At 61.9% G+C, this 13713-nt stretch carries 14 protein-coding genes; 6 read left to right on the forward strand and 8 right to left on the reverse strand.

Annotated features, from left to right (window positions below):
• Window positions 1–130: 130 nt before the first annotated feature.
• Window positions 131–1357 (forward strand): TIGR03862 family flavoprotein, encoded by a 1227-nt coding sequence (locus tag MHH62_RS20540; protein ID WP_339231768.1) that lies wholly within the window; start codon window positions 131–133, stop codon window positions 1355–1357.
• Window positions 1358–1470: 113 nt separating this feature from the next.
• Here the strand turns inward: MHH62_RS20540 and MHH62_RS20545 are convergent, their stop codons facing one another.
• The gene (locus tag MHH62_RS20545) at window positions 1471–2805 is read right to left on the reverse strand and encodes a DEAD/DEAH box helicase (protein WP_020301742.1); all 1335 of its coding nucleotides are present in this window, start codon (window positions 2803–2805) and stop codon (window positions 1471–1473) included.
• A gap of 48 nt (window positions 2806–2853) precedes the next feature.
• Window positions 2854–3750 carry a drug/metabolite exporter YedA gene (gene yedA / locus MHH62_RS20550; protein ID WP_014720048.1) on the reverse strand — a complete coding sequence of 299 codons (897 nt, stop codon included), beginning with the start codon at window positions 3748–3750 and terminating at the stop codon, window positions 2854–2856.
• A gap of 160 nt (window positions 3751–3910) precedes the next feature.
• On the opposite strand from yedA, the gene MHH62_RS20555 reads away from it, so the two are divergent.
• Entirely contained in the window at window positions 3911–4372 is a 462-nt protein-coding gene (locus MHH62_RS20555; protein WP_014720049.1) for an Lrp/AsnC family transcriptional regulator, read from the forward strand.
• Between the two features lie 177 nt (window positions 4373–4549).
• On the opposite strand, the gene MHH62_RS20560 is transcribed toward MHH62_RS20555, so the two are convergent.
• Window positions 4550–4816, reverse strand: coding sequence for an acyl carrier protein (locus tag MHH62_RS20560; RefSeq protein WP_019818047.1), 267 nt, complete (start codon window positions 4814–4816; stop codon window positions 4550–4552).
• Complete coding sequence (locus tag MHH62_RS20565; protein WP_032873225.1) at window positions 4806–5372, reverse strand: hypothetical protein; 567 nt, start codon at window positions 5370–5372, stop codon at window positions 4806–4808. Before MHH62_RS20565 ends, MHH62_RS20560 begins: the two co-directional genes overlap by 11 nt.
• Before the next feature lie 475 nt (window positions 5373–5847).
• Between MHH62_RS20565 and MHH62_RS20570 the strand changes: the two genes are divergently transcribed.
• Complete coding sequence (locus MHH62_RS20570) at window positions 5848–6159, forward strand: DUF3077 domain-containing protein (protein WP_014720050.1); 312 nt, start codon at window positions 5848–5850, stop codon at window positions 6157–6159.
• Window positions 6160–6486: 327 nt separating this feature from the next.
• Here the strand turns inward: MHH62_RS20570 and MHH62_RS20575 are convergent, their stop codons facing one another.
• From MHH62_RS20575 to MHH62_RS20585, 3 genes are all read right to left on the reverse strand, one after another.
• Entirely contained in the window at window positions 6487–7098 is a 612-nt protein-coding gene (locus MHH62_RS20575) for a 3'-5' exonuclease (RefSeq protein WP_003194395.1), read from the reverse strand.
• 25 nt (window positions 7099–7123) lie between these two features.
• Window positions 7124–7600, reverse strand: coding sequence for an NYN domain-containing protein (locus MHH62_RS20580; protein ID WP_003194396.1), 477 nt, complete (start codon window positions 7598–7600; stop codon window positions 7124–7126).
• 119 nt (window positions 7601–7719) lie between these two features.
• Window positions 7720–8433 (reverse strand): DUF2076 domain-containing protein, encoded by a 714-nt coding sequence (locus MHH62_RS20585; RefSeq protein ID WP_032895194.1) that lies wholly within the window; start codon window positions 8431–8433, stop codon window positions 7720–7722.
• Between the two features lie 182 nt (window positions 8434–8615).
• Here MHH62_RS20585 and MHH62_RS20590 point away from each other — a divergent pair, with 182 nt between their 5' ends.
• Both MHH62_RS20590 and MHH62_RS20595 read left to right on the forward strand, forming a co-directional pair.
• Entirely contained in the window at window positions 8616–9275 is a 660-nt protein-coding gene (locus MHH62_RS20590; RefSeq protein WP_032873246.1) for a YciC family protein, read from the forward strand.
• Window positions 9276–9316: 41 nt separating this feature from the next.
• Complete coding sequence (locus tag MHH62_RS20595; RefSeq protein ID WP_058410088.1) at window positions 9317–10405, forward strand: endonuclease/exonuclease/phosphatase family protein; 1089 nt, start codon at window positions 9317–9319, stop codon at window positions 10403–10405.
• Window positions 10406–10527: 122 nt separating this feature from the next.
• Here MHH62_RS20595 and hrpB read toward each other — a convergent pair whose 3' ends face one another.
• A complete protein-coding gene (hrpB, locus tag MHH62_RS20600; protein ID WP_339231771.1) occupies window positions 10528–13035 on the reverse strand; it encodes an ATP-dependent helicase HrpB in 2508 nt (835 codons plus the stop codon).
• 253 nt (window positions 13036–13288) lie between these two features.
• Between hrpB and MHH62_RS20605 the strand changes: the two genes are divergently transcribed.
• Window positions 13289–13708 (forward strand): polyribonucleotide nucleotidyltransferase, encoded by a 420-nt coding sequence (locus tag MHH62_RS20605; RefSeq protein WP_339231773.1) that lies wholly within the window; start codon window positions 13289–13291, stop codon window positions 13706–13708.
• Window positions 13709–13713: the final 5 nt, after the last annotated feature.

Genomic DNA, 13713 nt, shown 5'->3' on the forward strand with positions numbered 1-13713 from the left:
ATAACTTGAGCGTAAGCGGCTACAAGCGTTTGACCGCATGGCCTGTAGGAAAGTGTACGTTTTTTGATCAGGCAGCGGCGTCATGGTCGGGTAGAATGCTCGGCCTATTCACATCACCGTAGCCCTGCCCATGCCTCAGACTTCTGCCCACCACGTCTCCATTATCGGCGGCGGCCCCGCCGGGCTGATGGCCGCCGAAGTCTTGAGCCAGGCGGGCGTGCGCGTGGACCTGTACGACGGCATGCCTTCAGTGGGGCGCAAGTTCCTGCTGGCCGGCGTGGGCGGCATGAACATCACCCACTCCGAGGCGTACCCGGCGTTCCTGTCGCGCTACGCCGAACGCGCGCCGCACATGGCACCGCTACTGCGCAGCTTTGGCGCCGAGGCGTTGTGCGAATGGATTCATGGCCTGGGCATTCAAACTTTTGTCGGTACCTCCGGCCGCGTATTTCCTACCGATATGAAAGCCGCGCCACTGCTGCGCGCCTGGCTCAAGCGTCTGCGGGAGCAAGGTGTGGTTATCCACACCCGGCATCGTTGGACGGGTTGGAATGACGAGGGCGATTTACTTATCCACAGCCCGGACGGCGAAAAAGTTGTCCACAGCGACGCTGTGCTGCTGGCCCTGGGCGGCGGCAGCTGGTCGCGATTGGGCTCCGACGGTGCATGGCTCAACCTGTTTGAAGGCAAAGGCCTGCCCTATGTGCGACTGCAACCGAGCAACTGCGGGTTTGAAGTGTCGGCATGGAGCGCGTTGATGGTCAGCAAATTCGCGGGCGCACCGTTGAAAAACGTCGCCATTGGCCTGGGGGATGACAAGCCTCGGTTGGGCGAATGCGTGATCACTGCCACCGGCATTGAAGGCAGTTTGATTTACGCCTTGTCGGCGCCGATTCGCGAAGCGATCAACCGCGACGGTGCGGCCACGGTGCATATCGATTTGCTGCCCAGCAAGCCGCTGGACAAGGTGCAGGCCGCATTGGCCAAGCCCCGTGGCTCGCGTTCGATGAGCAAGCATTTGCACAGTCAGTTGGGATTGGATGGCGTGAAAGCGGCGTTGTTGCGCGAGCTGACGCCCGCTGAACACTTCACCGATCCGGCGCAATTGGCGGTGGATATCAAGGCGCTGCCGCTGACGCTGGTGAGGACGCGGCCGATGGATGAGGCGATCAGCACGGCGGGTGGTGTGCCGTTTGAAGCGCTGGATGAGCGGTTGATGCTCAAGCCGTTGCCTGGCGTGTTTTGTGCGGGGGAAATGCTGGATTGGGAGGCGCCGACCGGTGGGTATTTGCTGACCGGCTGTTTTGCCAGTGGCCGGACGGCTGGGCTGGGGATGTTGGAGTGGCTCCAACGCTGATCGTTCCCACGCTCTGCGTGGGGATGCCGCCAGGGACGCTCTGCGTCCCGCTTTAGGTTCGTGACGCAGAGCGTCACAGGATGCGTTCCCACGCGGAGCGTGGGAACGATCAATCACTTCTTCTTACGCGGCCCAGTGTTAAACACCGGCACCTTGCGCACCGGCTTGATCGAAGGCTCGGCCGGCGCCACTTCCCCACTGTCCACCCACTTGCCCAGGTTGCGCTTGCCGCCACCGCCGGACGTTTTAGGCTTCTTCGGCTTTTTCGGTTTCTTGACCACCTGCCCGCTGGCATCGGTGTCCGGCACGCGGTGCTCCGGCTCGAAATCCGGTTCCATCTTGCGGGTGAGGGTCTGACGGGTCAGCATCTCGATCGCCGAGAGCATGTTCACCTCGTCGGCACACACCAGGGAAATCGCCTCACCGGTGTTGCCCGCACGCCCGGTACGGCCGATACGGTGGATGTAGTCTTCGGCCACGATGGGCAGGTCGAAGTTGACCACCAGCGGCAGGTCTTCGATATCCAGGCCACGGGCCGCCACATCGGTGGCCACCAGGATTTGCACTTCGCTGGCCTTGAAGCGGTCCAGTGCGCGTTGGCGGGTGGCTTGGGGTTTGTCGCCATGGATGCCGTCGGCGTTGATCCCCAGGCCCTGCAACTTGTCCACCAGGGCGTCTACGCCGTTGCGGGTCTTGGCGAACACCAGCACTTGCTTCCAACGGCCTTTGCGCATCAGGTGCACAAACAGCTCCGGCTTGCGCTTCTTGTCCACCGGCACCACCCACTGCTTGACGGTGTTGGCGGCAACGTTGCGGGGGCTGACTTCAATGCTCAGCGGGTCGTTGAGCATCTGCCCGGCCAGCAGGCGAATGTCATCGGAGAAGGTCGCGGAGAACAGCAGGGTCTGGCGCTTTTTCGGCAGCATGCGATAAATGTTGGCAAGCTCTTCGGAGAAGCCCAGGTCGAGCATACGGTCGGCTTCATCCAGCACCAGGGTTTGCAGCTGGTTGAGCTTCAGCGCGTTCTGGCGGAACAGGTCGATCAGGCGGCCAGGGGTGGCGACCAGAATGTCGACGCCTTTGCGCAGCTTCATCATCTGCGGGTTGATGCTCACGCCGCCGTACACCGCGTAAGTGGTCAGCGGCAGGTGTTGGGCGTACTCGGCAACGCTGGCATGAACCTGCTCGGCCAGTTCGCGAGTGGGGCACAGGATCAGCGCTCGCGCCGAGTTGGCGGCGACTTTCGGCCCTTCCAGGGTCAGCAGTTGCAGCAGCGGCAAGGCGAAACCTGCGGTCTTGCCGGTGCCGGTCTGGGCTGCGGCCATCAGGTCGCGACCGGCCAGCACGGCCGGAATGGCTTGGGCCTGCACCGGCGTCGGGGTCTGGTAGCCAAGCGTCTCAAGGGCGCGCAGCAAGGGTTCGATCAGGCCAAGGGTGGCGAAAGTCATGTAGTTACCGTAGGAAAAATTCAGCGCAAGGGCGTAATGCGCGGCAGTTTACCTTATTTCGGGTTTGGGCTTGCGCCATTGGGGCAGGCTGATCAGCAACACCGCGCTGATGATCACCAGCATTGCCAGGGCTTCTTCCAGGCCGATGCTCTCACCGACGAACACAATCCCCAGTAACACGGCCACGGCCGGATTCACATAGGCGTAGCTGGTCGCCGCTGCCGGGCGTACGTGCTTGAGCAGGTACATATAAGCGTTGAAGGCGATGATCGAGCCGAACACCGTGAGGTACGCCAGGGCCAGCCAGCCCTCCAGCGGCGGCATGGCCTGCAGGTGCTCGCCAGACAACGCGCTGACCAGCAGCAGCGCCACGCCGGCCACGAGCATTTCTGCGGCACTGGCCATGGCGCCTTGGGGCAGCGGCAAATGCCGGCTCCACACCGAGCCGAAGGCCCAGGACGCCGCCGCCATCAACAGCAACACCGCGCCCAGTGGGCTCGACTGCAAGGTACTGCCCATGTTGAGCATGGCAATGCCGATGATCCCCAGCAGCACCCCGGCCCATTCCAACCGCGTATTACGTGCGCCCCAGAAAAACCCACACAGCAAGGTAAACAGCGGCACCGTCGCCACCGCCAGCGCGGCCACGCCGGACGACACGCCCATATGTTCCGCCACGCTGACGCCACCATTGCCCACGGTGAGCAACAAAATCCCGATCATCCCGGCCGCCTTCCACTGCGGCCAGGTCGGCGCCGGCACCCCGCGCCACCTGAGAAAGCCGTACATCAACGCGCCCGCCGTGCAAAACCGAATCCCCGCCAGCAACAGCGGCGGCCAGTACTCCACGCCAATGCGGATCACCAGGTAGGTGGAACCCCAGATCACATACAACGCAAAAAAGGCGGCGATCAACGGTAAGGGAAAGCGACGTGGGCCAGGCATTGGGCGGCTCTATGGCAGGAAATGGGAAACTTATTCTAGAAACGAAGGTGGATAAACTTAAGTTACAAAACCTGTTTAAAACGCCAATACACTTCTCAAACCATGGTTATCAAGGCTATAAACCGTGCTTTCGAAAGCCATGCGCAACCGGAGCCTTATCATGGACAAATACGACCGCATGCTCCTCAGCGCCCTGCTTGAAGATGGCCGTGCTTCCTACGCGCAACTGGCGCGCACCGTGAACCTCTCCGCCCCCGCCGTGGCCGAACGCGTGGCCAAGCTTGAGGCCAGCGGCGTGATCACCGGGTACCAGGCCAAGGTGGATTTATCCAAAGTGGGTTTGCCGATTCAATGCGTGATTGAACTGCGACTGACCAACCATGGCAGCCAAAAGGTTTACGACGCCCTGGCGGAAATACCCGAACTGACCGAATGCCACCGCGTCACCGGCGACCCGTGCGTGATCATGCAAGCGGCGGTGGGCTCGATGCCCGAGCTGGAAAACCTGATTAATCGGGTAGCGAAGTTCGGCTTCAGCAAGACCTCGATTATTTTGTCCAGCGCCATAGAGCGGCGGGTGCCGTTGGGGCAGTTGGAAGCCAATGGGAAAAATGCTGGCTGATCTGCCCAAGCGACGCGGTCAACTGTGGGAGCTGGCTTGCCTGCGATGGCGCCAGTGGCCTCACCGGTTGCCCGCCGCGCCCCCTGTAGGAGCGAGCTTGCTCGCGAAAAACCCGAGGGCGCCGCGTGCATTCAGGACGCCAGCGTCCGTTGGCGTTCTTCGCGAGCAAGCTCGCTCCTACAAAGGGCTCGATCTGCGCTGGACGATCAGATCGACTATCTGCTCGATGGTCGTGATGTGATCCCAATCCTCCTGCGTCGCTTGCAACTTGAACTGCCACTTGATCTGCATGACAAAGCACGTCAGATCGTCATCAATGATGTCGAAGTCATGGATGAAATCGGTTTGCTCCGTCACATCGCTTCGGTCGATAAAGCCGATGATATCGACGAATAGCTGGATCACTTTTTCGCTGATGTCGGCTCTGGTCAGGCTACCTTCCATTTCTCGCCTCATAGGCACACTTACCAATACTGACTAGGTCAAAGACTGCAAGCCCGGCAGCAACGAAGGGTATGCCTCGCCCGATGATGCCAAATACCCGAACCGTGCCAAACGTTGCCTTTGCCATTCTGGCCATGGTGGGTTGCCTGATCAATGTACGAGGGAAAAAGCGCATGCCGATCAGGCTAGCCAGGTTCGTGGTTTTGCTGGAGCCGACGTGAACCCAAGCACCCACCGCAATTTTGCTTATCGGTATGCCCGCCGCGCCAGTGATCACGGTGGCTGCCGTGAGGCCGTAGTGTTGCTGTGTACATTTCCAGAGTTCATCAAACGTCGTATCCGGCACAGCGGGGTCAGCGTGAATCGGCTTGAGTAACTGGTAATGAGGGCCATGACTCCAACCTGGCGAACTCGGCAACACCATGACTGCCGGGCAGCTTGTCATCGTGTTGCCCACATGAAACGCCATGCTTGAACTGGAGCCCAGATCAATGCCATTTGATTCAAGTTCCAACTTGCTTCGCATAATCGCTGTATGAAGATCGCTTTCCTGCATGACTGTAATCCCTGTGCATGAGTGACAGACGGGATGGTAGGTCGCAGTAAGACGCGATAGAGGAGTAAAGAGGAAAACCAGAAAGGTCCTAGGTCATAGCCGGATTTGGCCTACCGACCATTCAGCGCTCAGGTGAAAGAGACCTCAAAACCTCCGTGTTTCAGTGGCCAGCAAGACCGATCCCTTTCATTTGCGGGACGTTTCCGAGAGAATCCCACGGCCTTGTTTCCGTCGGATTCGGTAGCTAGTCTCGCTCTGTCATCGAATGTTCGGTGACCGGACGTGCAAGTCCGATGGCAAGCAAGATCATAAATAAACCTACAGCCAATATGCCTGTTATGGCGGCTGTGCGTGGGAGGCCTTCGGGCCTGCTGGGTTTGGATCCTTGCCCCGGTCTTGCACACCTACGCACAGTTGCCACCCTAATTCGCGTGCAAGCGAACGGTGTCGACTTCTTCCAGCAAGGAGTTTCACCATGGTCAAAAAAGTCACCCCCGATCCACCCCAGCCCAAAACCGACTTCCTCAGCGAAGACGCCCTGCTCCACCGTCGTGCCATCGACTACTACCTCAAGGCATCCGCCCCGGATGCGCCGATATTTATCCTCAATGACAACCTGAGCTTCGAAGACGCCCTGGCCCATGCGGCGGAGTTGTTGCACTGCGCGGTGGAGACAGCGAATGCGTCGGGTGAGGTGATGAAGGCGCCGCAGCGGGCGGTGATGCATTTGGTGGAGATGGCGAAGGGGGTGGTGGACCAGGCGCTGGAGTGCGCACAGCCTCGATAGTCGACGCATAACCCCCTGTGGGAGTGGGCTTGCCCGCGATAGCGGAGGGTCAGGCAATAAATGGCTGGCTGATACACCGCTATCGCAGGCAAGCCAGCTCCCACATTGGAACTTCAGTGTTCTTGAGAGGGGTGGCTGGATCAGAACCCGCGATGTTTTGCTCGCGAAGGCGGTGTGTCAGTCAACTTATTTAGCGACTTGCTGATCGTTCCCACGCTCTGCGTGGGAATGCCGCCCTGGACGCTCTGCGTCCGCTCTTAAAGTCGTGACGCGGAGCGTCACCAGATGCATGCCCACGCGGAGCGTGGGGACGATCAGCGCCAGGCCTTAGAACCCGCGATGTTTCTTCAGGTGTTCATTGATCTTTGCGGCAGGCACTTTCTGCAACGTGCACAACAGGTCATGGGACAGCTCGCGCAAACCATGAGTCTGGCGCAGTTCCTGGGCCAGGTGCGCCGTGAGGTTAGCGGCCATTTCCGCGTCCGCCAGCGCCCGGTGAGCCTGGCCGGTGTGGGGCAGTTTGGCGTAGGCGTTGAGGGTGCCGAGCTTGTGGTTGGGCGCCGCCGGCATCAGGCGGCGGGCCAGGAGCAGGGAGCAGGCGAATTTCTGCAGGCGGGTGCGGCGGATCAGGCCGAGCTCAAAGTCCCAGAACTTCTGGTCGAACGCGGCGTTGTGCGCCATCAAGGGCGTGGTGCCGACGAATTCATTGACTTCGTTCATCACCCGTTCAGCCGGTGGCGCGCTGCGCAGCATGGCGTTGCTGATGCCGGTGAGTTGTTCGATAAACGCCGGTATGCGCACACCGGCATTCATCAGGCTCTGGTAGCGGTCCACGATTTGCCCGCGCTCAAGGATGACCACGCCAATCTCCGTGGCCCGGCAGTGGCTGCTGGGGGTGATGCCGGTGGTTTCAAAGTCGATGACCGCTATGCGTTCCAAACCTGTTCCTACTCCGTTCAACGATCTATTTGAGCAACAACGCGCCTTCGATCGGCACGTAGTGGCTGGCGGCGCGTATCAATGAGTTGGCCGTCAGCCCCGGCACGCCGTAGGCCACGGCCCGCACGCCATGCTTGTGGATAATGCGCTCGAGCAGCATGTCGAAATCACCGTCACCGGAGGCCAGCACGACCTCGTCGACATGGTCGGCGGCGTCCATGATGTCCAGGGTGATGCCCACGTCCCAGTCGCCCTTGGCCGAGCCATCGCTGCGCTGGATGTACGGCTTGAGTTTTACCGTAAAGCCCAGGTTGCGCAGGATCTGCTGGAACTGCTGCTGCTTGCTGTCGCCGCGGTCGATGGCATAGGCGTACGCCTCGACAATCTGCCCGCGCGCGCTGATGTCAGCCCACAGAGCGGCGTAGTTGAAGTGGCAACCATAGGCCTGGCGCACGGTGTAGTAGAGGTTTTGCACATCGGCGAACACTGCAATTTTTTTCACCGCACTTCCTCATGGACAGCCAGGCGCCAGCGCCCGGAAAGGGCGCCAGTATGCCAGCCAAGGGAGTGTTTCCGGGAAAAAATCAGACCGGAGCGCCGCAGCGTTCCGGTCTGCGTGGGTCAGACGAAAGAATCGTCGTCGCCAAAGGATGAGGAATCGTCCGAATAATCGCTGTCGGCATTGTTGCCGCCCCAGCTGTCATTGCCGGCGAACTGTTGGTCATCGTTGCCCCAGTTGCCTTGATCGCTGGCCGGTGCCGGTTGTTCGATGATCTCCTCCACCACCTGCGGCTGCGAGTTGTGATGGAACAGGCTGCTGATCCCTTCGGCCAGCAACACACCACCGGCCACACCCGCGGCGGTCTTCATGGCGCCGCCGAGGAAGCCACTGCCGGCTGGTGCGGCGACCGGTGCTTGCGGCGGCTGGTAGTTCTGCTGCGGCGCCGGCTGGCCAAAAGCGGGCCGCGCCGGTTCACGCCAACCCCCACCGGAGTTGCTCGGCGCAGGCTGTGGCTCACGGGAGCCGCCGCCAAAGATGCTCGACAGGAACCCACCACCGCTGGCCGGCGCCGGTTGCGTGGCCTTGGCCCGTTGCAGCTCGTCCTGCAATTGCTGGATCTGCTGGGCCTGTTGCTTGTTTTGCGCGTCGAGGCTCTGCAGCGCATGTTCCTGCACCAGAATCGACTGGGTCATGTAATAGCCGACGGCGGGTTGGCGAGCCATATGCTCCTTGATCCGCGCTTCGGCCTGGGCGTCGCGGGGGGCTGAGTCCGTTTCGGCTTGCTGCAACCGTGAAAACAGTCCATCGATCAGGGTTTGCTCTTCGCTGTTCATGGCGACCTCGTTAGATTGCCGATAAAAAATTCCGGTCCCGCCTGTGATCAGGCTGGGGGCTTTCCAGTTATGGGGATGTTACGAGTTGTTTCAATGGTCTTTACTCAAGGTTTACGTTTGCGCCCCTTGGACCCTGATCGGTTAAAGTGTGGCCCTCTGCTTCCAGGCCTGTGATGACCCTGATGAATCCGTTAGACGTTTTGCGCGACTCCTTCCGCTTTACCCAGCGCAACCTGGGCGCCATCGTCCAGCTGTGCCTGCCGTTGGTGATCCTCGAAGCCTTGTTGCAACAGGTGCTGGACCACACGCTGGGCCCGGATGCGTTTCCCGGCTACAGCGTGGTCGTGGGTTTGTTGGTGTACCCGCTGTACACCGGCGCCCTGATCCTGTTTCTCGATGCCCGCACCCGGGGCGAGTCGCCGCGCACCAAGGACGTGTGGGCCATGGCCTTGAGCCTGTGGCCGCGTTTTGCCCTGCTGACAGCCATGAGCACCTTGCTGATTCTGCTGGGGCTGTCGCTGTATTTCCTGCCGGGCTTGTGGCTGATGGTGGTGCTGGCGTTTGCCGAATACCTGCTGGTGCTGCGCGGCATGCCCGCCCTGGAGGCGATGAAGGAAAGCTTTCGCCTGACCCGCGGGCATTTCTGGCGCATCCTGGTGTGCCTGCTGTGTGTGATGACGCCGTTGTGGCTGCTCAAGGGCGCCAGCGTGGCGGCCTACCCTGAGCCGGCGCCGCTGCTGGGGCTATTGATGGACAGCGCCCACAGCTTCCTGCAACTGTTCACCAGCGTGGTGCTGTTCCGTTTATTCATGCTGATCGGTGGCGACGCCGACGTGCGGTGATATGCTCCGTGGCTCTTCTGACACGCATATAAGCCGAGCCGATGACCCGTTTATTGCGCATCACCCTGTTGAGCCTGTTGATCATCACCGGCCTGCTGGCCGCGCTGATCTACAGCCTGACCTGGCGCCCTGCCGACAAAGAGACCCTGCCCGTCAGCTGCGTGGCACCCCGCGCGCCTACGCTGTTGCCGGGGCAGGCGCTCAAGGTCATGACCTGGAATGTGCAATACCTGGCCGGCAAGAACTACGTGTTCTGGTACGACACCCCGGACGGTAGCGGCCCGGACGATCGCCCCACCGTCGAAGACATGGCCTTTAGCCTCGACGAAGTGGCGCGGGTGATTCGCGACGAACAACCCGACATCCTGCTGTTGCAGGAAGTCGACGAAGGCGCCAAGCCTTCCCATTATCAGGACCAGCTTGCGCTGTTGCAGGAGCGTCTGGTCGACCTCTACCCATGCAGCACCCAGGCGTTCGACTGGAAGGCCGACTTTGTGCCCAGCCTGCATATCTTCGGCAGTGTCGGGCGCAAGCTCGCTACGCTCAGCCGCTACCAGATCGAACACGCCGAACGCCTGCAACTGCCGGCCGCCGAAACCAACTTCATCAGCCGGCAGTTCCAACCTAAACCTGCGTTGCTACTGACTTACCTGCCCTTGAGCGATGGCGGCCAACTGGCGGTGCTCAATACACGCCTGGACGGCGGCGCACCTGGCCGCTCGGCAGCGCAACAACAAGTGCAAGCCACGGCCAAGCTGCTGGACAAGTTCGAAGGCCGGGGCACGCCCTGGTTGATCGGCGGGGATTTCAATCTGCTGCCACTGGGCCAATACCTGCGCCTGGACGCGGCTAAGCGTGGGCAGTATGCGCCGGACAGCGAGTTGCACCTGCTGTGGGACAAGTACCCGATGATCCCACGTAACAGCGAGTCCAGCGGGATTGATCGAGAAAAATGGCTGACGCACTTCCCCAATGACCCGAGCCTGGACGGGCCGGATCGCACCTTGGATTATCTGTTCTACAGCCCGCGCATCAAGCGGGTGGAGGCGAAGGTGAGGCAGGAGGACACATTGCGCATTTCCAACCATCTACCGGTTATCGCCCGCTTCCTGCTGCCTGCCGCGCAATAACCCACATCCTTAATCTTTTGTGGGAGCTGGCTTGCCTGCGATGCCGCCGATGCGGTCTTTCAGTGACACCGCAGCGATGCGATCGCAGGCAAGCCAGCTCCCACATTTGAACTGCATCGCGCCTACTTACGCGGCTTGATCCGGGCCGTCGCTTCGGCCACCAACGGGTCATCCGGCCAGTAATGCTTGGGGTAGCGCCCTTTCAAATCCTTCTTCACCTCGGCATAGGTACTGCGCCAAAAGTTCGCCAGGTCCTGCGTGACCTGCACCGGTCGCCGCGCCGGGGACAGCAGGTGCAGCTTCACGGCCAGGCGCCCACCGGCAATGCGCGGGGTGTCTGCCAACCCGAACAATTCCTGCAAGCGCACCGCCAGGATCGGCGGCTGTTCGCTGTAGTCCAGGCGTACCGATGACCCTGAAGGCACTTTCACATGCTGCGGCGCCAGCTCTTCCAGGCGTTGGGGCAAGGGCCATGGCAGCAGGTTGTGCAGGTAGCTGGAAATATCCAGGTTGGCGAAATGGCTGAGGCGCGAGACCTTGCCCAGGTAAGGCATCAGCCAGTGCTCCAGGCCCGCGAGCAGGGCCTTGTCACTGATGTCGGGCCACTCGCTGGTGTTGCCGGCATCCAGTTGGCGCAGCAGCATCACACGGGCTTGCCACTGACGCAGTTCCGGGGTCCAGGGCAGCAGTTCCAGGCCTTTGCGGCGCACCAGGTTGACCAGCGCCTGGCTGCGAGCGGATTCGTCGAGGCCGGTCAGGGGTTCGCGGCTGAGCACCAGTTCACCGACTTTGCGTTGGCGCTCGGCACGCAAGACGCCTTCGCGCTCGTCCCAGTCGAGTTGGTCGACGTTGCGCACTTGCTCGGCCAGCACCGTGTCGAACAGCGCCGGGGCAAAATCCGCCGCCAGGTAGATGCGCTCTTCACGCTGGCCCTGGCGGCTGCCCAGGTCGGCGATCACCAGCCAGGGTTGTTTCATCAGGCTGTCGGCTTCGGCAAACAGCGCTGCTCGGCCATTGGCCAGACGATATTCAGCGCCACCAGGGCGCCGTTGCTGGGCGACGCGGTCCGGGTAGGCCAATGCCAGCAAGGCGCCGAGCCAGCGCGGGTGGTCGGGGTTGTCCACCGGCAGGGTCGCCTTGCCGCGCAGGTAGCCACGGTATTGCCGGGCCAGTTGCTTGGCGCGCTGCACGCCCCCCTGGGTGCCGCGCGCACGTTCTTCACCGGACATCAGCGCCAGGCGGCTGTGCAAATCGGCACCGCCGCCGCGCAAGATGTCGCGTTCGCCCAACAAGGCTGCCACGTCGCAGGCGGTGGCGGCGAGGCCCAGGTCCTGGCCACGTAATAACAGATGGGCGATACGCGGGTGAGCCGGCAACTCGGCCATCTTCTGGCCATGGGCAGTGAGGTTTTCTTCGTCCAATGCACCGAGGCGTTGCAACAGATCCTGGGCCTGGGCATACGCGGCAGTCGGTGGTACGTCCAGCCACACCAACTGGTTGGGCTTCACACCCCAACGGGCCAGTTGCAAGGCCAGCCCTGCCAGGTCAGCGGCGAGGATTTCCGCGCTGCCATAAGCGGCCAGACCGTCGTGCTGGTCTTCGGACCACAACCGGTAACACACCCCCGGCTCCAACCGCCCTGCCCGGCCGGCGCGCTGGGTGGCGCTGGCGCGGGAGATGCGCTGGGTGTCGAGGCGGGTCATGCCGCTGCCGGGGTCGAAACGCGGCACCCGCGCCAGCCCGGCGTCGATCACAACGCGTACGCCGTTGATGGTCAGGCTGGTCTCGGCGATGTTGGTGGCCAGCACCACTTTGCGCTTGCCGGCCGGCGCCGGGTCGATGGCGGCGCGCTGGGCGTTGAGGTCCAGCTCACCGTGCAACGGGCATAACAGTACATCAGGGCGATCTCCCAAGGCCTCAGTCAGTTGCTGGTTGACCCGGCGAATCTCCGCCTGCCCCGGCAGAAATACCAGCACACTGCCGGGCTCGTCATGCAGGGCTTCGAGGATAGTTTGCACCACGCGCGGCTCGATAAACTCCCCGGCCTGGTACGGCCGGCCCCAGCGCATCTGCACCGGGAACATGCGCCCTTCGCTGCGCAGGATCGGCGCGTCATCCAGCAAGCCCGCCAGGCGCTCCCCTTCGAGGGTGGCCGACATCAGCAGGATCTTCAGCGGCTGCTCGTCGCGAAACAGCTCGCGACCGTTAAGGCTCAGGGCCAGCGCCAGGTCGGCGTCGAGGCTGCGCTCGTGGAATTCGTCGAAGATCAACAAGCCCACGCCGTCCAGCGCCGGGTCGTCCTGCAGGCGGCGGGTGAGGATACCTTCGGTGACCACCTCGATACGCGTATTGGGGCCGACTTTGCTGTCCAGCCGAATGCGGTAGCCCACGGTCTCACCGACCTTTTCACCCAGTTCACTGGCCAGCCGCTCGGCAGCAGCACGGGCAGCCAGGCGCCGGGGTTCGAGCATCAGGATGGTTTGCCCGGCGAGCCACGGCTCATGCAACAAGGCCAACGGCACGCGGGTGGTTTTACCGGCGCCGGGGGGCGCTTCCAGCACGGCTTCATGGCGATGCGCCAAGGCGTCACGCAGGGCGGGTAAAACATCATCGATCGGCAACGAATTCATACTGGCTCCAAAGCAGAGCGGCGAGTATAACGGCGAACTGCCGAGTGCCGATGCGGGTCTTAAAAACACCCACGCTTTGGGCTGTGAATGCAGTCGAAGGTGGGAGCTGGCTTGCCTGCGATAGCGGTGTGACAGTTGCCGCTGTATTTCCTGAACCGTCGCAATCGCAGGCAAGCCAGCTCCCACATTGGTTCATCGGCGCCTGGCCGATCTGGCTTATAGTCACCCTTAAATATGTTCAGGAGACTTTTTCATGCGTATCGCTTCCCGTGTCATCGGCGGTGTCCTCGCCGTTACCCTGCTGAGCCAACTTACCGCCTGCGGGTCGATTTTCTACCCCGACCGTCGTGGCCAGATCGATGGCAAGATCGACCCGACCATCGCGGTACTCGATGCCCTCGGCCTGTTGTTTTATGTGATCCCCGGCCTGATCGCCTTCGGTGTCGACTTCGCCACGGGCGCCATTTACTTCGAACCGGGCAAGACCGCCCAGGTCGCCCCCGAGAAACTGCACGAAGCCATCGGCGCTGACGGCAAGGTCGATAACGCCAAGCTGCAAAGCATCATCCAGAAAGAAACCGGCCGCACCTTGCCGCTGGACGACCCACGCCTGATCCAGTTCAGGGGCAGCGTGCAGCAACTGGCGGCCCTGGGCCCGCAGCCTGCCGCGTAAGGACA

Source organism: Pseudomonas sp. FSL L8-0168 (assembly GCF_037976155.1).
Lineage (GTDB): Bacteria > Pseudomonadota > Gammaproteobacteria > Pseudomonadales > Pseudomonadaceae > Aquipseudomonas > Aquipseudomonas paracarnis.

Coding starts and splice junctions, on each gene's coding strand:
- MHH62_RS20540 (WP_339231768.1), top strand. CDS start 131: ATGCCTCAGACTTCTGCCCACCACGTCTCCATTATCGGCGGCGGCCCC.
- MHH62_RS20545 (WP_020301742.1), bottom strand. CDS start 2,805: ATGACTTTCGCCACCCTTGGCCTGATCGAACCCTTGCTGCGCGCCCTT.
- yedA (WP_014720048.1), bottom strand. CDS start 3,750: ATGCCTGGCCCACGTCGCTTTCCCTTACCGTTGATCGCCGCCTTTTTT.
- MHH62_RS20555 (WP_014720049.1), top strand. CDS start 3,911: ATGGACAAATACGACCGCATGCTCCTCAGCGCCCTGCTTGAAGATGGC.
- MHH62_RS20560 (WP_019818047.1), bottom strand. CDS start 4,816: ATGGAAGGTAGCCTGACCAGAGCCGACATCAGCGAAAAAGTGATCCAG.
- MHH62_RS20565 (WP_032873225.1), bottom strand. CDS start 5,372: ATGCAGGAAAGCGATCTTCATACAGCGATTATGCGAAGCAAGTTGGAA.
- MHH62_RS20570 (WP_014720050.1), top strand. CDS start 5,848: ATGGTCAAAAAAGTCACCCCCGATCCACCCCAGCCCAAAACCGACTTC.
- MHH62_RS20585 (WP_032895194.1), bottom strand. CDS start 8,433: ATGAACAGCGAAGAGCAAACCCTGATCGATGGACTGTTTTCACGGTTG.
- MHH62_RS20590 (WP_032873246.1), top strand. CDS start 8,616: ATGAATCCGTTAGACGTTTTGCGCGACTCCTTCCGCTTTACCCAGCGC.
- MHH62_RS20595 (WP_058410088.1), top strand. CDS start 9,317: ATGACCCGTTTATTGCGCATCACCCTGTTGAGCCTGTTGATCATCACC.
- hrpB (WP_339231771.1), bottom strand. CDS start 13,035: ATGAATTCGTTGCCGATCGATGATGTTTTACCCGCCCTGCGTGACGCC.
- MHH62_RS20605 (WP_339231773.1), top strand. CDS start 13,289: ATGCGTATCGCTTCCCGTGTCATCGGCGGTGTCCTCGCCGTTACCCTG.